This is a genomic window from Streptomyces sp. NPDC030183 (genome assembly GCF_055573455.1).
The window spans coordinates 24,424-45,068 of record NZ_JBVIBK010000023.1; the positions used below are offsets into that span (position 1 = coordinate 24,424).

22 protein-coding genes are annotated in these 20,645 nt (G+C 70.0%); 10 read left to right on the forward strand and 12 right to left on the reverse strand.

Going from position 1 to position 20,645, the window contains the following annotated elements:
- Positions 1 to 12 precede the first annotated feature (12 nt).
- Positions 13 to 1,218, forward strand: coding sequence for an acetate kinase (locus tag ACZ4Z2_RS26275; RefSeq protein ID WP_468079188.1), 1,206 nt, complete (start codon positions 13 to 15; stop codon positions 1,216 to 1,218).
- Positions 1,219 to 1,330: 112 nt separating this feature from the next.
- Positions 1,331 to 2,761 (forward strand): pyruvate kinase, encoded by a 1,431-nt coding sequence (gene pyk, locus ACZ4Z2_RS26280; protein WP_468079190.1) that lies wholly within the window; start codon positions 1,331 to 1,333, stop codon positions 2,759 to 2,761.
- A 114-nt stretch (positions 2,762 to 2,875) separates the two neighbouring features.
- Here the strand turns inward: pyk and ACZ4Z2_RS26285 are convergent, their stop codons facing one another.
- From ACZ4Z2_RS26285 to ACZ4Z2_RS26300, 4 genes are all read right to left on the reverse strand, one after another.
- Positions 2,876 to 4,249, reverse strand: coding sequence for a hypothetical protein (locus ACZ4Z2_RS26285; RefSeq protein ID WP_468079191.1), 1,374 nt, complete (start codon positions 4,247 to 4,249; stop codon positions 2,876 to 2,878).
- Positions 4,239 to 4,877: a DUF6114 domain-containing protein gene (locus tag ACZ4Z2_RS26290; protein WP_468079192.1), complete on the reverse strand. Its 639-nt coding sequence runs from the start codon at positions 4,875 to 4,877 to the stop codon at positions 4,239 to 4,241. The genes ACZ4Z2_RS26285 and ACZ4Z2_RS26290 overlap by 11 nt, the downstream gene beginning before the upstream one ends.
- A gap of 169 nt (positions 4,878 to 5,046) precedes the next feature.
- A complete protein-coding gene (locus tag ACZ4Z2_RS26295) occupies positions 5,047 to 5,682 on the reverse strand; it encodes a DUF6230 family protein (protein ID WP_468079195.1) in 636 nt (211 codons plus the stop codon).
- Positions 5,683 to 6,374: 692 nt separating this feature from the next.
- On the reverse strand, positions 6,375 to 7,349 hold the full coding sequence (locus tag ACZ4Z2_RS26300) for a tetratricopeptide repeat protein (RefSeq protein ID WP_468079196.1): 975 nt from the start codon (positions 7,347 to 7,349) through the stop codon (positions 6,375 to 6,377).
- Between the two features lie 198 nt (positions 7,350 to 7,547).
- On the opposite strand from ACZ4Z2_RS26300, the gene ACZ4Z2_RS26305 reads away from it, so the two are divergent.
- Positions 7,548 to 8,159, forward strand: a complete 612-nt coding sequence (locus ACZ4Z2_RS26305) for a TetR/AcrR family transcriptional regulator (RefSeq protein ID WP_468079197.1) — start codon at positions 7,548 to 7,550, stop codon at positions 8,157 to 8,159.
- Between the two features lie 60 nt (positions 8,160 to 8,219).
- On the opposite strand, the gene ACZ4Z2_RS26310 is transcribed toward ACZ4Z2_RS26305, so the two are convergent.
- Positions 8,220 to 9,920, reverse strand: a complete 1,701-nt coding sequence (locus ACZ4Z2_RS26310) for an acyl-CoA mutase large subunit family protein (protein WP_468079199.1) — start codon at positions 9,918 to 9,920, stop codon at positions 8,220 to 8,222.
- Between the two features lie 94 nt (positions 9,921 to 10,014).
- On the opposite strand from ACZ4Z2_RS26310, the gene ACZ4Z2_RS26315 reads away from it, so the two are divergent.
- Positions 10,015 to 10,356, forward strand: a complete 342-nt coding sequence (locus ACZ4Z2_RS26315) for a DUF3817 domain-containing protein (protein WP_390950323.1) — start codon at positions 10,015 to 10,017, stop codon at positions 10,354 to 10,356.
- A 16-nt stretch (positions 10,357 to 10,372) separates the two neighbouring features.
- Here ACZ4Z2_RS26315 and ACZ4Z2_RS26320 read toward each other — a convergent pair whose 3' ends face one another.
- The 3 genes from ACZ4Z2_RS26320 to ACZ4Z2_RS26330 form a co-directional block, all read right to left on the reverse strand.
- Entirely contained in the window at positions 10,373 to 10,882 is a 510-nt protein-coding gene (locus tag ACZ4Z2_RS26320) for a MarR family winged helix-turn-helix transcriptional regulator (protein ID WP_468079201.1), read from the reverse strand.
- Positions 10,883 to 11,031: 149 nt separating this feature from the next.
- Positions 11,032 to 11,325, reverse strand: coding sequence for an MTH1187 family thiamine-binding protein (locus ACZ4Z2_RS26325; RefSeq protein ID WP_468079203.1), 294 nt, complete (start codon positions 11,323 to 11,325; stop codon positions 11,032 to 11,034).
- Positions 11,322 to 11,666, reverse strand: coding sequence for a DUF3817 domain-containing protein (locus tag ACZ4Z2_RS26330; protein ID WP_468079205.1), 345 nt, complete (start codon positions 11,664 to 11,666; stop codon positions 11,322 to 11,324). The genes ACZ4Z2_RS26325 and ACZ4Z2_RS26330 overlap by 4 nt, the downstream gene beginning before the upstream one ends.
- A gap of 177 nt (positions 11,667 to 11,843) precedes the next feature.
- Here ACZ4Z2_RS26330 and ACZ4Z2_RS26335 point away from each other — a divergent pair, with 177 nt between their 5' ends.
- The 4 genes from ACZ4Z2_RS26335 (at position 11,844) to ACZ4Z2_RS26350 (ending at position 14,515) form a co-directional block, all read left to right on the forward strand.
- Positions 11,844 to 12,476 carry an AIM24 family protein gene (locus tag ACZ4Z2_RS26335; protein ID WP_159776404.1) on the forward strand — a complete coding sequence of 211 codons (633 nt, stop codon included), beginning with the start codon at positions 11,844 to 11,846 and terminating at the stop codon, positions 12,474 to 12,476.
- A 1-nt stretch (position 12,477) separates the two neighbouring features.
- Positions 12,478 to 13,128, forward strand: a complete 651-nt coding sequence (locus ACZ4Z2_RS26340) for an AIM24 family protein (protein ID WP_468079206.1) — start codon at positions 12,478 to 12,480, stop codon at positions 13,126 to 13,128.
- 2 nt (positions 13,129 to 13,130) lie between these two features.
- Entirely contained in the window at positions 13,131 to 13,928 is a 798-nt protein-coding gene (locus tag ACZ4Z2_RS26345) for an AIM24 family protein (RefSeq protein ID WP_468079365.1), read from the forward strand.
- Positions 13,929 to 14,038: 110 nt separating this feature from the next.
- Positions 14,039 to 14,515: a MarR family winged helix-turn-helix transcriptional regulator gene (locus ACZ4Z2_RS26350; RefSeq protein WP_468079207.1), complete on the forward strand. Its 477-nt coding sequence runs from the start codon at positions 14,039 to 14,041 to the stop codon at positions 14,513 to 14,515.
- Between the two features lie 134 nt (positions 14,516 to 14,649).
- Here the strand turns inward: ACZ4Z2_RS26350 and ACZ4Z2_RS26355 are convergent, their stop codons facing one another.
- A complete protein-coding gene (locus tag ACZ4Z2_RS26355) occupies positions 14,650 to 16,092 on the reverse strand; it encodes a sensor histidine kinase (protein WP_468079208.1) in 1,443 nt (480 codons plus the stop codon).
- Positions 16,089 to 16,757 carry a response regulator transcription factor gene (locus tag ACZ4Z2_RS26360; protein WP_468079210.1) on the reverse strand — a complete coding sequence of 223 codons (669 nt, stop codon included), beginning with the start codon at positions 16,755 to 16,757 and terminating at the stop codon, positions 16,089 to 16,091. The genes ACZ4Z2_RS26355 and ACZ4Z2_RS26360 overlap by 4 nt, the downstream gene beginning before the upstream one ends.
- A 134-nt stretch (positions 16,758 to 16,891) precedes the next feature.
- On the opposite strand from ACZ4Z2_RS26360, the gene ACZ4Z2_RS26365 reads away from it, so the two are divergent.
- Positions 16,892 to 17,608, forward strand: a complete 717-nt coding sequence (locus ACZ4Z2_RS26365; RefSeq protein ID WP_468079212.1) for a PepSY domain-containing protein — start codon at positions 16,892 to 16,894, stop codon at positions 17,606 to 17,608.
- Positions 17,609 to 17,750: 142 nt separating this feature from the next.
- Here ACZ4Z2_RS26365 and meaB read toward each other — a convergent pair whose 3' ends face one another.
- A complete protein-coding gene (gene meaB, locus ACZ4Z2_RS26370; RefSeq protein WP_468079214.1) occupies positions 17,751 to 18,707 on the reverse strand; it encodes a methylmalonyl Co-A mutase-associated GTPase MeaB in 957 nt (318 codons plus the stop codon).
- A gap of 46 nt (positions 18,708 to 18,753) precedes the next feature.
- A complete protein-coding gene (locus ACZ4Z2_RS26375; protein WP_468079216.1) occupies positions 18,754 to 19,956 on the reverse strand; it encodes an acetyl-CoA C-acetyltransferase in 1,203 nt (400 codons plus the stop codon).
- Positions 19,957 to 20,105: 149 nt separating this feature from the next.
- On the opposite strand from ACZ4Z2_RS26375, the gene mce reads away from it, so the two are divergent.
- Positions 20,106 to 20,546, forward strand: a complete 441-nt coding sequence (gene mce, locus ACZ4Z2_RS26380) for a methylmalonyl-CoA epimerase (RefSeq protein WP_468079217.1) — start codon at positions 20,106 to 20,108, stop codon at positions 20,544 to 20,546.
- Positions 20,547 to 20,645 lie beyond the last annotated feature (99 nt).

Consider the following 20,645-nt stretch of genomic DNA (forward strand, 5'->3'; position numbering starts at 1 on the left):
CATACCACCACCGTGACCGCCACCCGCGTCCTCGTCCTCAACTCCGGCTCCTCCTCGGTGAAGTACCAGCTGCTCGACATGCGGGACAGCACCCGGCTGGCCGTGGGCCTGGTGGAGCGCATCGGCGAGCAGGGCTCCCGGCTGAAGCACACCCCGCTGACCGACGGCGGCCAGACCCGCGAGCGCACCGGCGCGATGGCCGACCACGCGGCCGCCCTGGAGGCCGTCGCCGAGGAACTCGCCAAGGACGGGCTCGGCCTCGACTCCCCGGAACTGGCCGCCATCGGGCACCGGGTGGTGCACGGCGGGCAGAGCTTCACCGAGCCGACGGTGATCGACGACGCCGTGCTCGCCGAGATCGAACGGCTGATCCCGGTGGCGCCGCTGCACAACCCGGCGAACCTGACGGGCATCCGCACGGCTCAGGCGCTGCGCCCGGACCTGCCGCAGGTCGCCGTGTTCGACACCGCGTTCCACACGACGATGCCGGAGTCGGCGGCGCGCTACGCGATCGACGTGGAGACCGCCGACGCCCACCGGGTGCGCCGCTACGGTTTCCACGGCACCTCGCACGCGTATGTCTCGCGGGCCACCGCCGAGTTGCTGGGCAAGGCCCCGGAGGACGTGAACGTCATCGTGCTGCACCTCGGCAACGGGGCGTCCGCGTCGGCCGTGCGCGGGGGCCGGTGCGTGGACACCTCCATGGGGCTGACGCCTTTGGAGGGGCTGGTGATGGGTACGCGCTCGGGAGACATGGACCCGGCCGTCATCTTTCATTTGATGCGCGTTGGCGGAATGTCCACGGACGAGATCGACACTCTCCTCAACAAGAAGAGCGGTCTCATCGGGCTGTGCGGCGACAACGACATGAGGGAAATAAGCCGGCGTATCGACGAGGGCGACGAGCGCGCGAAGCTGGCCTTCGACATCTACATTCACCGGTTGAAGAAGTACATCGGCGCCTACTGCGCGGTGCTCGGCCGGGTGGACGCGATCGCGTTCACCGCGGGGGTCGGCGAGAACGCGGCACGCGTGCGCGAGGCCGCCCTCGCGGGCCTGGAACCGCTGGGCCCGGCGGTGGACGCCGGCCTCAACGCCGTGCGGAGCGACGAGCCCCGGCTGATCTCGCCGGCCGGCGCCCGGGTCGCCGTCGCGGTCGTGCCGACCGACGAGGAACTGGAGATCGCAGCACAGACGTACGCCCTGGTCGACAAATGAGCAAGGAGCAGTCGGGAAATACACGCCGGTAACACGATTGAGCGCATAGCCGCCCATGTGCATTCCGCCAGACGGAATATTCCGCAGTGAAACAAACCGATAGGATCGCCCCATGCGCCGTTCGAAAATCGTCTGTACTCTCGGCCCCGCGGTCGACTCCCACGAGCAGCTTGTCGCCCTGATCGAAGCCGGCATGAATGTCGCCCGCTTCAATTTCAGCCACGGCAGCCACGCCGAGCACCAGGGCCGGTACGACCGGCTCCGGGCCGCCTGTGCCGAGACCGGCAAGGCCATCGGTGTCCTCGCCGACCTCCAGGGCCCCAAGATCCGTCTGGAGACCTTCGCCGAGGGCCCGGTGGAGCTGGTGCGCGGTGACGAGTTCACCATCACCACCGAGGACGTGCCGGGCGACAAGCACATCTGCGGTACGACGTACAAGGGCCTGCCCGGTGACGTCTCCGCCGGCGACCAGGTCCTCATCAACGACGGCAACGTCGAGCTGCGGGTCATCGAGGTCGACGGCCCGCGGGTGCGCACGGAGGTCGTCGAGGGCGGCGTCATCTCGGACCACAAGGGCATCAACCTGCCCGGCGCCGCGGTGAACGTGCCCGCGCTGTCCGAGAAGGACGTCGAGGACCTCAGGTTCGCGCTGCGCATGGGCTGCGACCTGGTGGCCCTCTCCTTCGTACGGGACGCCGACGACGTGCAGGACGTCCACAAGGTGATGGACGAGGTGGGCCGCCGGGTCCCCGTCATCGCCAAGGTGGAGAAGCCGCAGGCGGTCGAGAACATGGAGGACGTCGTGATGGCGTTCGACGGCGTGATGGTCGCCCGTGGCGACCTGGCCGTCGAGTACCCGCTCGAGAAGGTCCCCATGGTGCAGAAGCGGCTCATCGAGCTGTGCCGCCGCAACGCCAAGCCGGTGATCGTGGCGACCCAGATGATGGAGTCGATGATCACCAACTCCCGCCCCACCCGCGCCGAGGCGTCCGACGTCGCCAACGCGATCCTGGACGGCGCGGACGCGGTCATGCTGTCGGCGGAGTCCAGCGTGGGCGCGTACCCGCTGGAGACGGTCCGCACGATGTCGAAGATCGTCGCGGCGGCCGAGGAGGAGCTGCTCTCCAAGGGCCTCCAGCCGCTGGTGCCGGGCAAGAAGCCGCGTACGCAGGGCGGTTCGATCGCCCGCGCGGCCTGCGAGATCGCCGACTTCCTCGGCGGCCGGGCGCTGGTGGCCTTCACGCAGTCCGGTGACACCGCTCGCCGGCTCTCCCGCTATCGCGCGTCGCAGCCGATCATCGCGTACACCACCGACGAGTCGACCCGGAACCAGCTGGCGCTCAGCTGGGGCGTCGAGTCGCACGTCGTGCCGTTCGTGAACAGCACCGACGAGATGGTCGACCTGGTCGACCACGAGATGCTCAAGCTGAACCGCTTCAACGAGGGCGACATCGCGGTCATCACCGCCGGCTCGCCCCCCGGCGTGCCGGGCACCACGAACATGGTCCGGGTGCACCACCTGGGCGGCGGCGCCCGCGACTGACGCGCCGACGCCGTACGACAGCACCGAGGGCGCCTCCTGCGAGCAGGGGGCGCCCTCGGTGTTGTTGCGGCTCCCGGACGGGTCCGTGCGGCGCTCGGCGGGCCGTGCGCGGTCTCAGTCGGTGGTGAACTGGTGCAGCCCGGGGACCGTGAGCGTCCCGCCGAACTGGCCCGCCTGGACCACCTTCACGTTGGTGAAGTAGATCAGCGGGATGTTCAGCGGCGGCGGGTGCTTGGGGTCGAAGGTCACCGGGATCAGACCGAGCAGATTGCCCGAGATGCTCTCGGTGTACATGATCGTCTTGCCGTCGCGGATCGTGGACGTGCTGCCCTTGCGTGCCTGCACGTGGTAGGTGACGCCGGCCTGCTTGTCCTCGACCGTCTGGTGGAGGTCGCCGATGTCGGTGCCGTCGGAGATGACGTACTTCAGCACCTCCTTGACCGAGCCGTCGGCGGTCCGCACCTTGACGATGCCCTTGTAGTCGGCCCCCTTGAGCAGCAGGGAGCTGGCGTTGAGGTACCAGGGGTCGTTCGGCAGCGCGGGTATGCCCTGCTCGACGCCGCTCTCGTCCTCGGTGGCGACCGGGCAGTCGTCGGCGTTCACCTTCTCGCTCGGCGACGGGGTCGGGCTCGGGGTCGCGGTGGCGTCGCCGGCCGTGTCGTCGGCGTCGTCGGCGGTGTCCTTCACCGTGTCCGTGACGTCCTTGGCCGTGTCGGTCACCTTGCCGGTGGCGTCGTCGGCCGTGTCCTTGGCGTCCTTGCCCGAGTCCTTGCCGGTGTCGGAGCCCGTGTCACCGGCGGTGTCGTCGGAGGCGGAGGGGGACGGGGTGGTGGACGGCTCGGGGGTGGTGTCCTCGGTGTCCTTCTCGGGCACGAAGATGTCCTCGAGCGCGTCGCCGATGTCCTCCAGGACGTTGCCGCCGCCCGCCTCCTCGGCGGAGGGCGTGGGCGACGGGGTGGCCGTCGCGTCGGAGGCGGACTTGTCGGCGGGGTCCGTGGTGGACCCGTCCGCGTCGCCCTTGTCGTCGGAACCTGAATCCGGCGAAGAGGTGTCGTCGTCCGCGGAGTCGCCGCCGGTCGCCGTGTCGCCGTCACCGTCGCCGGTGGAGGTGTCGCCGGTGGAGGTGTCCTCGTCCTGCGCGCCGTCGTCCGAGGACGTGTCGCCGCCCTCCGGTGCGGAGGCGGACGGGGTGGGGGTGGGCGAGGCGGACGTGTCGGTGTCCTCGTCGGCGGCCTCCAGGGCGGCCACGCAGTCCTTGTACTCGTCGGCCGTCAGGCTCTGCTTCGTCGGGTCCTCGGCGCGGGCCAGGGTGGGCGTGAAGCCCATGCCCATGAGGACCGCCGTCGGCATCGCCGCCAGGGCTATCGCCTTGCCCGCCGGCACGTTCAGCCGGGTGAGAAGGGGCTTCTTGGGCGCCGCGTGCCGCGGTCCGGTTCTCGCACGGGACTCTCCCACCGAAGTCCCGTGGGTCACCTTGTCAGCCGGCACTGTGCCTCCCGTTCGTCCCGTTCGTGGGGGTGGTACCTGACAGGTCGTCGCCCTCGCCGTAGGCCGCCCCGCTCGTCGAGTCCGCCGTCGCGGGCTCGGGGGCGTCGCCCTTGACCAGGGGGACCGCACCTGGTTGTGCCGTGTTCTCAGAGGCCGTGCCCTGGGGAGCCGTGTCCGGCGCGGCCGCGGCGCGCGACGGGGTCTTGTAGGTGGACGACACCCGCTCCTCCTCGTGACCGGGCGCCCAGGCGATGGCCAGCGCGCCGCCGATCAGGGAGAGCATGAAGCCGACACCGAAGCCACCGAAGTTGGAGACCGGGATGGACACGAGCGCCAGGAGGATCGCCGCCGTACCGGCGAAGGTGCGTACGTGCCGCTGGAACCACAGACTGACCCCGAGCACCACAAGCAACACGCCGATGATGAGGGAACCCGCGCCGGCCGTCGTCGACATGGCGAGCGTGAGGTGACCGAGCTGCAGGTTCGCGTACGGCAGGTACATGATCGGGAAACCGCCGAGCAGTACCAGAAGGCCCGCCCAGAAGGGACGAGAGCCCCTCCAGTCGCGGAAGCGCCGCCGAAAGGCGCGGAGATAGTCTTCGTTCTGCCCCGTTGACTCGGCGCTCATGGACAACAGCTCCCTGGAACGGTGTTGCTGTGAGAAGTTCGCGTACGACGCGTAGTACGAGGCGCGCGTACGGGACTTCACGTACGGACGTCGCGCGCGGGGTGACCCGCGCCGCGAGAGGGACGGGCGGGCGAAGAAGCACAGGCCCCCTCACCCGCCCAGGGAGTGCTCAGTAGCACTCCACGGTGCCCTTGTGGAGCGACATCTTGAGGTTGCTCAGCTTGAAGGTTCCGGCGGTGGTCGCCCACGCCGTCTGCTTCACGTCGCTCAGCGTGGCCGAGTCGGCCTGCTGGGCGAACCCGTAGGGGTTGGCCTGCTCCGAGCCACCCTTCATGCCCGGACCCTTGTTGGCGTCCTTGGCCGCCACACCGATGTCGATGCCCTTGAAGACGGCATCGGCCGAGAGGTCCTCGACGTCGATGTAGAGGTTCTCGGCCTCGACCTTCTTGCCACCGGTACCGGCGGTCAGCTTGAGGCTGACGCTGCCGAGCAACGGGACACCGGGGGTCACGACCGACTGGCACATGTTGGTGATCTCGGCCTTCTTGAAGGCCGAGACGGCGACGGGGTGAACCGTCTTCTCACCCTTGAGGGTGTAACCCTCGTCGAGCGCCCCGTACTGCGAGAAGCCCTGACCTTCGAGCTGCCCCGCCGTCACCTTGAAGGACTGGCCCGACACACTGAACGACGCGGCGAGAGCGCCCTGCGCGAGGGCGACACCTATCGCTGCCGTGGCGGCGACGCTGGGCACCATGACCACAGCGAACCGCTTCCATCTGGTCCCGCCACGCACCTGGGACTCCATATTTCCTCCTTCTCGGACGTACATCTCCTGGCACCGGCTCGCCCCTTGACGGCGGCTCGGCCGGGCAGGGATGGGAGAAGTGCTACGTCCTCGGGAATGGGGAGCGCCCGCGCTCGGTGGCGCCTAAGCGTCCGAATCACCGGCGATCACCCCCGAGCGACAACCACTGGTCGCGCCTGACACGCATCACGCACAACCTGCTGGACAGGCTCCGCGGTTGGCGGAGACCCCCCTGTCCAAGAGACGACGCCACTGTCGCCGGCTCTACTCGGTGGGGACCCAGAAAACCCGTTGACCCGACTGGCCGGCGGGGTACGGGATTGGACCGAGCGTCGCCGATCGTGGTGCATTCTCGCCGCCCCCGCAAGGGGGTTCGTTACTCGCTAGTAACGGACGGATAACCGAACAACGACCCATTGGCATCGGGCAGCGACCCTGGGTCGCCCCCCGTGAGGCGACAGAGTGGTTGACAGTCGGACAGATTCCGACACATCGACGCCGTTCTCTTACTGCCAGTAACAGCGCCTTGGATTACCAAGATTTGGTAAAGCGCGGCCGGGATGTCGCTGTGTCGCCAAATCTCTCACTCCGGCGACACGCGTTCCGGCACCTCACAGCCGTGCGCCCACGCCGAGGCGTGGGCGCATAAGGAGAACCGGAACGCGTCTGCGCGACGCGCTCCGGAACCCGTCTCAGAACAACGCCCGCGCCAGCGCCCGGCGGGCCGCGGCCACCCGCGGATCGTCGGACCCGACGACCTCGAACAGTTCGAGCAGCCGCAGCCGGACGGTCTCCCGGTCGTCGCCCGCCGCCCGCTTGACCGTCTCGACGAGCCGCCCGAAGGCGTCCTCCACATGCCCGCCCACGAGGTCGAGGTCGGCGGCCGCGATCTGCGCCTGCACATCGGCGGGCTTCTCCGCCGCGGCCTTGCGCACCTCCTGCGGGTCCATGCCCTGCACCCGCTGGAGCAACTCGGCCTGCGCGAGGCCCAACTTGGCCTCGATGTTGCCCGGGTCGTCGCTCAGCACGTTCTTGTACGCCTGCACCGCGCCGCCGAAGTCGCCCGCGTCCAGGGCCTGTACGGCGGCGGCGAGCAGATGGTCGTAGGGGCCGGCCGGGATCTGCGGGGACGGCTCGACGGCGCCGGGCTCGGCCTCGGGGTCGACCACGAGGCCGGTGAGGCCGAAGCGCTGCTCGGCGACCTGCACGAGCTGGTCGAGGGTGGCGCGGATCTGCTGCTCGGGGGCGGCTCCCTGGAAGAGGGGCAGCGCCTGCCCGGCGACGACGGCGAACACCGCGGGGATCCCCTGGATCCCGAACTGCTGCATCAGCATCTGGTTCGCGTCGACATCGATCTTGGCGAGGACGAACTTGCCGTTGTAGTCGACGGCCAGCCGCTCCAGCACCGGGCTGAGCTGCTTGCAGGGCTGGCACCACTCGGCCCAGAAGTCGATGACGACGGGCACTTCGGTGGAGCGCTGGAGGACCTCCCTCTCGAACCCGGCCTCATCGACGTCGATGACCAGGTCGGCCGGGGAGACCGCTCCTCGGCCACCCTGCCGGGCCGCTTCGGCACGCGCCTGCTCCGCCTTCGCCTTGGCCTCCTGGGCCGCCTTCACCGCGGCGAGGTCGACGACTCCGCTCATGGACATGTTCCGTGGCTGCATGAGTACATCCTCCCCCCTCCGGGCGCGCGCGTGAAAAGCGTCGCGAAGCCGACCGTCCCCCTGATGCCCGAGCTTTCGCTACGACCCGTAGCGTAACTGCACCCGCGACTCGTATGTACCCACTCCCCGGTGATCTGCCTCACGGCACCGGGCACGACATCCCTGGGCGCCGAAGAACGGCCGGATATGGTCGGCGGCATGGAGAGTCGCACCCCCGCCTCCCGCGCCACGGGGCGTCCGCGCAGCGCCGCGGCGGACGCCGCGATCCTGGCGGCCACCCGGGAGGCTCTCGTGGAGCTGGGCTGGTCGAAGCTGACGCTGGGCGACGTGGCCACGCGCGCCGGAGTGGCCAAGACGACCCTCTACCGCCGCTGGGCGGGCAAGAACGAGCTCGTGGTCGACGCGGTGGCCGAACTCTTCGACGAGCTGGAGATCCCCAACCGGGGCAGCCTCGCGGCGGACATCGAGGGCGTGGTGCTGCAGTTCGCCGCGATCCTGGCCCGCCCCGAGGCGCGCAGCGGCCTGATGGCCGTCATCGCCGAGTCGACCCGCGACGACGCGCTGCGCGAGCGCATCCGCGCGTCCATCGTCGAGCGCCAGAAAGGGCTGGTCCTGGAGGGCCGCGCCCGCGCCCAGGCGCGCGGCGAACTCCCCCCGGACTCCGACCCGACGACCGTCGACCTCATCTTCGACGTGGTGGCCGGCGCGGTGGTCCACCGCACGCTGGTGAGCGCCGAACCGGCCGACGAGCAGTGGGTGCGCGCCTTCACCAGACTCCTGCTGGTGGGCCTGAGCGGAACGGCGGACTGAGGGGGCGCCGGCGTCCGCGCCGACCGGCCGGCGCCCGCGCACCCCCTCCCCGAACGGCGCCTAGAAGCCCGCGGGCTCGGTGTAGACACCCCACTCGTCCCGCAGGACCCCGCAGATCTCACCCAGCGTGGCCTCCGCGCGGACCGCGTCCAGCATCGGTCCGATCATGTTCGACCCGTCCCGGGCGGCGACGAGCATGGCGTCCAGCGCGCGCCGCACCGCCGCGTCGTCGCGGGCGGCCTTCCGCCCGGCCAGCACCCGCACCTGCTCGCGCTCGACCTCGTGGCTGACGCGCAGGATCTCCAGGTCGCCGGTGACGGAGCCGTGGTGGACGTTGACGCCCACGACGCGCTTCTCACCCTTCTCCAGGGCCTGCTGGTAGCGGAAGGCCGACTCGGCGATCTCGCCGGTGAACCACCCGTCCTCGATGCCCCGCAGGATCCCGGAGGCCATCGGCCCGATCGGGTGCCGCCCGTCGGGGTGGGCCCGCAGCCCGCGCTCCTTGATCTGCTCGAAGATCTTCTCCGCGTCGGCCTCGATACGGTCCGTCAGCTGCTCGACGTACCACGAACCGCCCAGCGGGTCCGCGACGTTGGCGACGCCGGTCTCCTCCATGAGGACCTGCTGCGTACGCAGCGCGATCTCGGCGGCCTGCTCGGAGGGCAGCGCGAGGGTCTCGTCCAGGGCGTTGGTGTGCAGGGAGTTGGTCCCGCCCAGGACCGCCGAGAGCGCCTCCACCGCCGTGCGCACCACGTTGTTGTACGGCTGCTGCGCGGTCAGCGAGACACCGGCGGTCTGGGTGTGGAACCGCAGCCACTGGGCCTTGTCGGTCCGCGCCCCGTAGACGTCGCGCATCCAGCGGGCCCAGATCCTGCGCGCCGCGCGGAACTTGGCGATCTCCTCGAAGAAGTCGACGTGCGCGTCGAAGAAGAAGGACAGCCCCGGCGCGAACACGTCCACGTCCAGCCCGCGGCTGAGCCCCAGTTCCACGTACCCGAAGCCGTCGGCCAGGGTGTACGCCAGCTCCTGCGCGGCCGTGGCCCCGGCCTCACGGATGTGGTAGCCGGAGACGGACAGCGGCTTGTACGCGGGGATGCGGTCCGCGCAGTGCTCCATGAGGTCGCCGATGAGCCTGAGGTGCGGCTCGGGCTGGAAGAGCCACTCCTTCTGGGCGATGTACTCCTTGAAGATGTCGGTCTGCAGGGTGCCGTTCAGCACGCCCGGGTCGACGCCCTGCCGCTCGGCGGCGACGAGGTACATGCAGAAGACGGGGACGGCCGGCCCGCTGATGGTCATGGACGTCGTGACGTCCCCGAGCGGGATGTCCTTGAAGAGGACCTCCATGTCGGCGGCGGAGTCGATGGCGACGCCGCAGTGGCCGACCTCGCCCAGCGAGCGGGGGTCGTCGGAGTCCCGCCCCATGAGCGTGGGCATGTCGAACGCCACGGACAGGCCCCCGCCGCCGTTGGCGAGGATCATCTTGTACCGCTCGTTCGTCTGTTCGGCGTTGCCGAACCCGGCGAACTGCCGGATCGTCCAGGTCCGCCCCCGGTAGCCGGTCGGATAGAGCCCCCGGGTGAAGGGGAACTCACCCGGCCAGCCGATCCGGTCGAACCCGTCGTACACGTCCCCGGGCCGGGGGCCGTACACGGGCTCCACCGGATCGCCGGACAGGGTGGTGAAGTCGGCCTCGCGCGTGCGCGCGGCGTCGAACCGGGCCTGCCAACGACGGCGACCCTCCTCGATGGCGTCAGCGTCCATACCCCCAAATTACTAGGACGTCCTAGTAAATGATAGTGGTGCAGGTCAGGACGCGCCCGCGGGATCCCCGGAAGCACCCGTTACGCTCAACGGCATGAAGAAGAGCGTCTTGACCCGCTACCGAGTGCTGGCCCTCGTCACGGCCGTGCTGCTGATCCTGCTCACGGCGGGCGTGATCGGGAAGCGCGTGCTGGGCCTGGACGGCTTCGACACCTTCGTCACCGTGGTGGGCTTCGCCCACGGCTGGCTGTACGTGCTGTACCTGGTCTTCGCCTTCGACCTCGGCAACAAGATGAAGCTGCCGGTCGGGCGCCTTCTGTGGGTCCTGCTCGCGGGCACGGTGCCCACCGCCGCCTTCTTCGTCGAGCGCCGGATCACCCGCGAGGCCGAGCCCCTCGTCATCGACGACCCGGCGACCGAGACCGCCGCGGCCTGACCCCGGCGGTCGCCGCTCAGCTCTCCTCGAAGTCGCCGGCCGCCACGCGCAGGGGGCGGAGCATCGCGAAGATCTCCGCGCACTCCTCGGCGTCGTAGGCGCCCAGCCCGAAGTCCATCGCCATGAGGTCACGGGTCGCGGCGTCGCAGACCTCGCGGCCCTTGTCGGTGATCGAGGCGAGGGTGCCGCGGCCGTCGTTGGGGTTGGGGCGCTTGGCGACGAGACCTGACTTCACCAGCCGGTCCACCGTGTTCGTCACCGACGTGGGGTGGACCATCAGGCGCTCGCCGATCTTCGACATCGGCAGCTCGCCCTTCTGGGAGAAGGTGAGCAGCACCAGCGCCTCGTAGCGCGCGAAGGTCAGCCCGTACGGCTTGACGACCGCGTCGACCTCCGCCAGCAGGATCTGCTGGGCACGCATGATCGACGTGATCGCGGCCATGGACGGGACGTTTCCCCAGCGCTGTTTCCAGTGCTCGTCGGCGCGCGCGATGGGATCGAAGGAGAGGCTGAGCGGCTTCGGCACGGCATCGACCTTACCGGCCGGTCACATGCTGGTCAGCCCCGTCTCGCTTTTCGGTCACCCGGGGCAGCAGCAGTGCACCCCGGCCCGACGGACCGGGGTGCACTGGCCGCGGATGCCCGCCGGGCCTGTCGCCGACGAGCGGAGGCGGGCTACTCGGCTAGGTGGCGTTCGACCGTCTCCACCTTGGAGGTGAGGCCGTCCGTCACGCCGGGGCGGATGTCCGCCTTCAACACCAGGGAGACCCGCGGGGCGCGCTCCTCGACCGCGGCGACGGCGCGGCGGACGACGTCCATGACCTCGTCCCAGTCGCCCTCGATGGAGGTGAACATCGCGTCGGTGCGGTGCGGCAGCCCCGACGCGCGGACGACACGGACGGCGTCGGCGACGTACTCCCCCACGTCCTCGCCGACGCCGAGCGGTGTCACGGAGAAGGCGACGATCACGCGTTCACGATCCCTTCCTTGCGGGCGCGGGAGGCGATCACCGCGTCCTCGGCCTCACGGCGCAGCCTGCGCTCCGCGAAGAAGCCGCCGGCGGGCAGCACGGAGAGGGCGAAGTAGAGCGCGGCGGTCTTCAGCGACCACTTCGCGCGGTTCCAGGCGTCGGCCCAGAAGACCAGGTACAGGATGAACAGGATGGCGTGGACCCAGCCCATGACGGGCACCGCGTTGAACTCCGTGGTGCGCTTCAGCACCGAGCAGACGAGCAGCAGCAGGAAGGAGACGGCCTCGGGGGCGGAGACGAGGCGCAGGCGGCGGAGGGCGGAGGCGGTCTTGATGTCCACGGGTCACCTTCGGGTGGGGTCGGCGGGCGTCGTCGAGCTTTGTGAACGCATGCACAAGCGCTGTCCATTCTGGCATCCGTCAACCTCCCGAATGCCCCAGGGGTCCCTTCGGGGTCGAGATCACCCTCTGGACCCTGTCCTGTCCGGCCATCGGCCGGTTACCTTCACCCCGTGGCAATGTTCCGACTTCAAGGCAGCAAGGTGCTCGCCGTCGACATGACCGGGGACGCCGTGAAGGCGAAGAACGGCTCGATGGTCGCGTACGACGGTCAGATGTCGTTCAAGAAGCTGAGCGGCGGTGGTGAGGGCCTGCGGGGAATGGTGACGCGGCGCCTCACGGGTGAACAGATGACGTTGATGGAGGTCACCGGGCAGGGGACCTGCTGGTTCGCGGACCGGGCCTCCGAGATCAACCTCGTGAATCTTCAGGGGGACAAGCTGTACGTGGAGTCGAGCAATCTGCTCGCGACGGACTCCGGGCTGCGGACCGGCACGAGCTTCACGGGGCTGCGCGGCGCCTCGCAGGGCAACGGCCTGTTCACCACGACGATAGAAGGCCACGGCCAGGCGGCGATCATGTCCGACGGCCCGGCGGTGGTGCTGCGCGTGAGCCACCAGTACCCGCTGACGGTGGACCCGGGGGCGTACATCGCCCACCAGGGCAACCTCCAGCAGTCGTTCCAGTCCGGTGTGACGTTCCGCACGCTCCTCGGGGAGGGCGGCGGCGAGGCGTTCCAGATGCGCTTCGAGGGCGACGGCCTCGTCTATGTCCAGCCGAGCGAGCGCAACACGATCGCGGGAGACGTGTGAGATGCCCTTCCGCGAGATCAACTCGAAGATGATCGAGGCGACCGTCATGCCCGGCCAGCGGCTGTTCAGCCAGCGCGGGGCGATGCTCGCCTACAAGGGCGAGGTGTCCTTCACGCCCAACATCCAGGGCGGCCAGGGCGGTATCGGGTCCATGATCGGCCGCCGGGTCGCGGGCGAGGCGACGCCGCTGATGACCGTCGAGGGCTCGGGCACGGTCCTGTTCGGGCACGGCGGCCACCACATCCAGGTGATCAACCTGACCGGTGACACGCTCTACGTCGAGGCCGACCGTCTGCTGGCCTTCGACGGCACCCTCCAGCAGGGCACGATGTTCATGGGCTCGCAGGGCGGCGTCATGGGCATGGTCCGCGGCCAGGTGACCGGGCAGGGCCTGTTCACCACGACCCTCCAGGGGCACGGCGCGGTCGCCGTGATGGCGCACGGCGGAGTCATCGAGGTCCCGATCACCCCCCACCGCCCGGTCCACGTGGACCCCCAGGCGTACGTCGCCCACCACGGCGACGTCCGCAACAAGCTGTCCACCGCGCTCGGCTGGCGCGACATGGTGGGCCGCGGCTCCGGCGAGGCGTTCCAGCTGGAGCTGAGCGGCAACGGCGTGGTGTACGTCCAGGCCTCGGAGGAGAAGCTGTGAGCATGTACGGGGGCCCTGTCGCCGGCCCGACGGTCTTCGACCCGATGACGCTGCCGAGCGACGACAACGTCAACAACTACACCTTCTGCGTGGAGCTCAAGGGAAGCCAGTGGTTCCTGCAGAAGGGGAAGATGATCGCCTACTACGGGCAGATGGAGTTCAACGGCGTCGGACACGGCCGACTGGACCGCCTTGTCCGTACGTCCTTTCATTCGCCTCTGCACGCGAGCGACTGGGTCGTCGCCGAGGGCTCCGGGAAAATGCTCCTGGCCGACCGGGCCTTCGACGTCAATTCGTATGACTTGGACGACGGCAACCTGACCATTCGCTCCGGCAACCTCCTCGCTTTTCAGCCAAGTCTCGCGCTGAAGCAGTCCATCGTTCCGGGGTTCCTGACGCTGATCGGAACCGGCAAGTTCGTGGCCGCCTCCAACGGCCCGGTGGTGTTCATGGAACCCCCCATCCGGGTCGATCCGCAGGCCCTGGTCGGCTGGGCCGACTGCCCCTCCCCGTGCCACCACTACGACCACGGGTACATGACCGGTGTAATGGGCGGTCTACGTGCACTGACGGGGATCGGCGGCGCCTCCGGCGAGGAGCACCAGTTCGAGTTCGTGGGGGCGGGCACGGTACTGCTCCAGTCGTCCGAGACCCTCATGGCCGAGCAGGCCACGGGGACGGTGCCGCACGAGCCGGGCGTACCCGGCGGCGGAGGGGTACCCGGCCACTACGGACAGCAAGGCGGCGCACCGCGTCTTCCCGGACAGCTGGGGGACCTCCAGCGTCGCTTCGGGCTGTGAGCGGTAGTCTGCGGAGTGTGACATCGAACGTGTGCGCGCTGTCGTTTTCCGACCCCTACCACCACAACCCTCACTAGTTCACCTTTCAACCTTTTAGGTAGACTTCATTCATGGAGACCGAGACGGCCACGCGGTGGCTGACCGATGCGGAGCAGTGCGCCTGGCGCACCCATCTGGACGTCAACCGACTACTGACGCACCAGCTCGAAAGGGATCTGCAGCCGTTCGGCCTGACAATGAACGACTACGAGATCCTGGTGAACCTTTCCGAGTCGGAGGGTCTGCGGATGCGGATGAGCGACCTCGCCTCCGCGACCCTCCAGTCCAAGAGCCGCCTCTCGCACCAGATCACCCGCATGGAGAACGCGAACCTGGTGCGCCGGGAGAACTGCGAGTCCGACCGGCGCGGTCTGTTCGCCGTGCTCACCGAGCACGGTCTGGAGACCATGCAGAAGGTGGCGCCGCACCATGTGGCGTCGGTCCGGCGGCACTTCATCGACCTGCTGCCGGAGGAGGCGCTGGAGGAGCTGCACAAGTCGCTCACGCCGGTCGCGGAGCACCTGCGCAGCCATCGCGGCAAGCCGTAGCGCTCCGCTCGGGGGCCGGGACCACGGGGGTGGGGCTGCGGGTCTGGTGTCGGCTGCGGGTTCGCCGTGGCCGGTCGCGCAGTTCCCCGCGCCCCTGGGTTGCCCGGGGGCGCCGTGGCTCGGAGAAGGCACCCTCAGGTCTCCCTCGGGTACGTCTCCCTCGGGAGGCGTAGTTCGAAGAGGGCGCCGCCTTCTTGGGCTTCCCGGACGGTCAGGGTGCCTCCGTGGCGCCGGGCGATGTCCCTGGCGATGGCCAGGCCCAGGCCGGCGCCGCCGTCGTCGCGGGCCCGGGACTCGTCCAGACGGACGAAGCGTTCGAAGATCCGCTCGCGGTCGGCGGGCGCGACCCCCGAGCCGTCGTCGGCGACCTGGAGGACGGCCTCGCCGGCCTCGGCGCGCAGGGTGACGGCGACCCGGTCGCGGGCATGCCGGGCGGCGTTGTCCAGCAGATTGCCCAGGACCCGGCAGATCTGGCCGCGGGAACCGCCGACCTCCAGCGCCGCCGGACTGTCGAGGGCCACCCCCGGACGGGAGTCCACCTCCTCCCGGACGACGGCCGCGAGGTCGAACCGCGCGTCCGGCGGCGGACGCTCCCCCGCGTCGAGGCGGGCCAGGAGCAGCAGGTCGGCGGCGAGACTCTGCAGCCGTACGGTGTCCTCCAGGGCCCCGTCCAGGTCCAGGAGTTCCGGGTGCGCGGCGCCCACTTCCAGCTGGGTGCGCAGCGAGGCGATGGGGCTGCGCAGTTCGTGCGAGGCGTCGGCGACGAACGCGCGCTGGCGTTCGACCGAGCTCTCCAGCGCGGCGAGCGTCTCGTTCGTCGTACGGGCCAGGCGGGCCACCTCGTCGTGGGTGTCCGGCTCGGGGACGCGTCGCGCGAGGTCCTCGGAGGCGGTGATGGCGGCCATCTCGACGCGGATGCCCTCCACGGGGCGCAGCGCCCGCCGGGTCACCAGGTACGTCACGGCGCTGACCGTCAGCAGGAGCAGCGGCAGCCCGATCAGCATCGTCGTCAACGCGGTGTGCACGGCGTCCTGTTCGACGGCGAGCGGCGCGCCCGCGTAGACGGTGAGCGGAACGCCCCCCTTGGTGATCACGTCGACGGCGGCGAACCGGTACTCGGCCGTCTTCCCCTCGACGGTCGCCGTGCCCTCGCCGTACCAGGTCTCGTCGGCGACCTGGCCGGCCTTCAGGCGGTCCGCGTCCTCCGCTTCCCGGTCGCCCTCCGCCCGGTCGTCGGCGTCGTCGTTGGTCTCGGAGTTCAGCCGCTCCGAGGCGACGGCGCTCACGCTCATGCCCTCGACGTCCTCGCCGACCACCACCGGCTTCTGCTCCCGGTCGAGGATCTCCACGGGGTTCTCGTCGCCGTCCGGCAGGTTCAGCTTGTCGTACGCGAAGCCGTGCGCCAGCGCCGAGGCGGCGCTGCGCGCCACGGAGTCGGCCTCGACGTCCGCCTTGTCGACGAGGGTGAACCGCAGCGAGAGCAGCACGGCGGCGCCCGCGGCGACCAGGGCCACGGCGACGACGACGGTCGCGGCGAGGGTGGCACGGGCCCGTACGGAGCCCAGACGGCGCTTCACGGACGGGCCTCCAGTCTGTACCCGGCGCCCCGGACGGTCTTGATGAGCGTCGCGTCCAGCTTGCGGCGCAGGGCGCTGATGTAGACCTCGACGATGTTCGGGTCGCCGTCGTAGGCGAAGTCCCAGACGTGCTCCAGGATGTCGGACTTCGACACGACCTCACCGGCTCTGAGCACCAGTTGTTCGAGGACGGAGAACTCCTTGGCGGTCAGGGTGACCTCGTCGTCGGCGAGGAACACGCGCCGGGCGGCGGTGTCGACCCTCAGCTCGCCGACCGAGTGCACGGGCGAGGCCCCGCCGGCCGGGCCGCGCCGCCTGAGCAGCGCCTTCACCCGGGCGACGAGGACCACGTAGGAGAACGGCTTGGTGAGGTAGTCGTCGGCGCCCGTGTCGAGTCCCTCGGCCTCGTCGTACTCGCCGTCCTTGGCGGTGAGCATCAGGATCGGCATGTCGTGGCCGGCGGCGCGCAGGGCGGCGCACACGCGGTAGCCGTTCATGCCGGGGAGCATGATGTCGAGGATGACGAGGTCGTGGACGCCCTCGCTCGCCAGGTGCAGACCCTCCAGGCCGTCGTGGACGACGTCCACCGCGTAGCCCTCGGCCGTCAGCCCCTTGGCCAGGGACACGGCGAGCCGCTTCTCATCTTCCACGATCAACAGGCGCATGCGCTCAGCTTGGCAAAGCGAACCTGAAGCGGTCTTCAGGGGGCTTCAGGTCCGCTTCAGCGTCGCTGGGACAGATTGGTTCCCGTCGAAAGCAGACGAGGCACTCGCAACCAGTCGCATTCCGGAGGAATCCCATGAAGCGCAACATCGTCATCGCCACCGTCGCGGCCGCCGCCCTGATCGGCGGAGGCACCGCGACCGCCATCGCGGTCGCGGGTGACGACGAGGCGCCGACGAAGAAGACGGTGACGGTGTCGAACGACGACAACGACCGCGACGACGCCCAGGACACCGACGACACCGCCCAGGACAAGGCGGAGGACAACGCGGAGGACGCCGCCGAGGACCGGGCCGCCCGCGACACGGACGAGGACGCCGAGGACAAGGCCGAGAACGCGGCCGACGCCAAGGCCGCGCAGATCACCGCCGCCGAGGCGATCAAGGCGGCGCTGAAGCACACGTCCGGTACGGCGGTCTCCGCCGACCTGGACGACGAGGGCACGACCCACGTGTGGGACGTCGACGTGCTGACGGGCGGCGGCGCCTGGCACAGCATCCAGATCGACCCGGCCACCGGGAAGGTCCTCGGCTCGCACACCGAGAAGGACGACGACGGTGACGACGCCGCCGAGACCGCGCAGATCAAGGACGCGCTCAAGGGCAGCTCGGTGACCGCGGCGGAGGCCGCGGAGGCCGCCGCCGCGAAGGGCACGGTCACCTCCGTCGACCTCGACGAGGAGAGCCGGGACAAGGCGTGGGAGGTCGACACCACCGCCGCGAACGGCACGGGCAGTGACTGGCGCGTCGCCCTGGACACGGGCAAGGTCACGGCCGACCGCACGAACGACTGACGGCTGCGCCGCTCGGGCCGTGGGCGGTGAGGACGAAGGGTGGGCCGCAGGCCCACCCTTCAGGCGCGCGGGGAGCCGCGCGAGGAACCACCACGCACCCGCACCCGCCGTACGACAGCGGGCCCCGAGCTGCCGGGCGCCGTCACCCCTCCGTCAGGCCGGCGACGAGTTCGTCGGCCGCCCGGTAGGGGTCCAGCTCCCCCTCCACGATCCGCTCCGCGAGCGCGCCGAGCCGGCGGTCTCCGTGGAGGTCCCCGATCCGTTCCCGCAGCGCGGTCACCGCGATCGTCTCGACCTCCCGCGCCGCCCGCGTCAGCCGCCGCTCCGCGAGCACCCCGCGCTCCTCCATCCACGCCCGGTGCTTCTCCAGCGCCTCGACGACCTCGTCGACGCCCTCGCTCCGCGCCGCGACCGTCTTGACGATCGGCGGCCGCCAGTCGCCGGGCCCCCGCGACTCCCCGAGCCCGAGCATGTGGTTCAGCTCCCGCGCGGTCGCGTCGGCGCCGTCCCGGTCCGCCTTGTTGACGACGTAGACGTCCCCGATCTCCAGGATCCCGGCCTTGGCCGCCTGGATGCCGTCGCCCATGCCCGGCGCCAGCAGCACCACGGACGTGTCGGCCTGGGAGGCGATCTCCACCTCCGACTGGCCCACACCGACCGTCTCGACCAGCACCACGTCGCAGCCCGCCGCGTCGAGGACGCGGATCGCCTGCGGCGCCGCCCAGGCGAGGCCGCCGAGGTGGCCCCGGGTCGCCATGGAGCGGATGTAGACGCCGGGGTCGGAGGCGTGCTCCGACATCCGGACGCGGTCACCGAGGAGCGCGCCCCCGGAGAACGGCGAGGACGGGTCCACCGCCAGCACACCGACCCGCTTCCCGGCCCGCCGGTACGCGGTGACCAGCGCCGACGTGGACGTGGACTTGCCCACGCCGGGCGAACCGGTCAGACCGACGACGTACGCCCCGCCGGTCAGCGGGGCCAGCGCCGCCATCACCTCGCGCAGTTGCGGGGACGCCCCCTCCACCAGGGAGATCAGCCGGGCGACGGCACGCGGCCGCCCTTCCCTGGCCTGGGCCACCAGCGTGGGGACGTCCTGCATCACAGCTCCGTTCCGAACAGCCACGTACACCTGGGAGGGGAAGGCCTCAGGCCTTGGGTACCCGCACGATCAGCGCGTCACCCTGACCGCCGCCGCCGCACAGCGCGGCCGCGCCGACACCGCCGCCGCGCCGCCGCAGCTCCAGCGCGAGGTGGAGGACGAGACGGGCACCGGACATGCCGATCGGGTGGCCGAGGGCGATGGCGCCGCCGTTGACGTTCACCTTTTCCGGGGACACCCCGAGGTCCTTCATTGACTGTACGGCGACCGCCGCGAACGCCTCGTTGATCTCGATCAGGTCGAGGTCCGCCACGTCCAGGCCGTCCTTCTTCAGGGCGTGCTGGATCGCGTTGGACGGCTGCGACTGCAAAGAGTTGTCCGGTCCGGCGACATTGCCGTGGGCGCCGATCTCGGCGAGCCACTGGAGGTCCAGCTCCTCGGCCTTCTCCTTGCTCATCACGACCACGGCCGCGGCGCCGTCCGAGATCTGCGAGGCCGAGCCCGCGGTGATCGTGCCGTCCTTGGCGAACGCCGGCCGCAGCTTGCCCAGCGACTCCGCGGTGGTCTCGCCGCGGATGCCCTCGTCCTGGCTGAAGACGACCGGCTCGCCCTTGCGCTGCGGGATCTCCACGGGGGTGATCTCCGCGTCGAAGACGCCGTTCTTCTGCGCGGCGGCCGCCCGCTGGTGGGACAGCGCGGAGAACTCGTCCTGCTCCGGACGGAGGATGCCGAGGCGGGTGTTGTGCTTCTCGGTGGACTCGCCCATGGCGATGCCCTCGAAGGAGTCCGTCAGCCCGTCGTACGCCATCGCGTCCAGCATCTGGATCGCACCGTACTTGTAGCCCTCGCGGGACTTCGGCAGCAGGTGCGGGGCGTTGGTCATGGACTCCTGGCCACCGGCGACGACCACGTCGAACTCACCGGCGCGGATCAACTGGTCGGCGAGCGCGATGGCGTCCAGACCCGACAGGCACACCTTGTTGATCGTGAGGGCGGGCACGTTCATCGGGATGCCCGCCTTGACCGCGGCCTGGCGTGCCGGGATCTGCCCTGCCCCGGCCTGGAGCACCTGGCCCATGATCACGTACTGCACCTGGTCGCCACCGATCCCCGCACGGTCGAGGGCGGCCTTGATCGCGAAGCCGCCGAGGTCGGCTCCGGAGAAGGACTTCAGCGACCCGAGCAACCGCCCCATGGGCGTCCGAGCGCCCGCGACGATCACCGAGGTCCTGCCGTTCGTTCCAGTCATGAGGTGCGATCCCCTATCCGGCCTGCACGGCCGAGGAGTGAACGAGGGTTTACTTCGAATGTACTGAGTGGCACTCCGTGCCGTCACCGGGCGGTGAGTGTGATCGCTGGCACGTTGCGTAACGGCGCGCGGAGCGCTGCACTGACACCATGCTGACGCGAATCGACCACATCGGGATCGCCTGTTTCGACCTCGACAAGACCGTCGAGTTCTACCGGGCCACGTACGGCTTCGAGGTGTACCACTCCGAGGTCAACGAGGAGCAGGGCGTGCGCGAGGCCATGCTCAGGATCAACAGCACGGACGACGGCGGCGCCTCCTACCTCCAGCTCCTGGAGCCGACCCGGGAGGACTCCACCGTCGCCAAGTGGCTGGCGAAGAACGGCGAGGGGGTGCACCACATCGCCTTCGGTACGGCGGACGTGGACGCCGACGCGACCGCGATCAAGGACAAGGGCGTACGCGTTCTGTACGACGAGCCGCGACGGGGTTCCATGGGGTCACGGATCACGTTCCTGCACCCCAAGGATTGTCACGGAGTACTGACAGAACTGGTCACTTCGGCGCCAGTTGAGTCACCTGAGCACTGACCCCCGTACATATGGGCCGGTAGGGTTGGGGGCGGCCGTCCCCTTCACCGGGCGACGGCCCGGGTCCTGCCGCCTTCCGACGACGGGACCCAAGGGCCG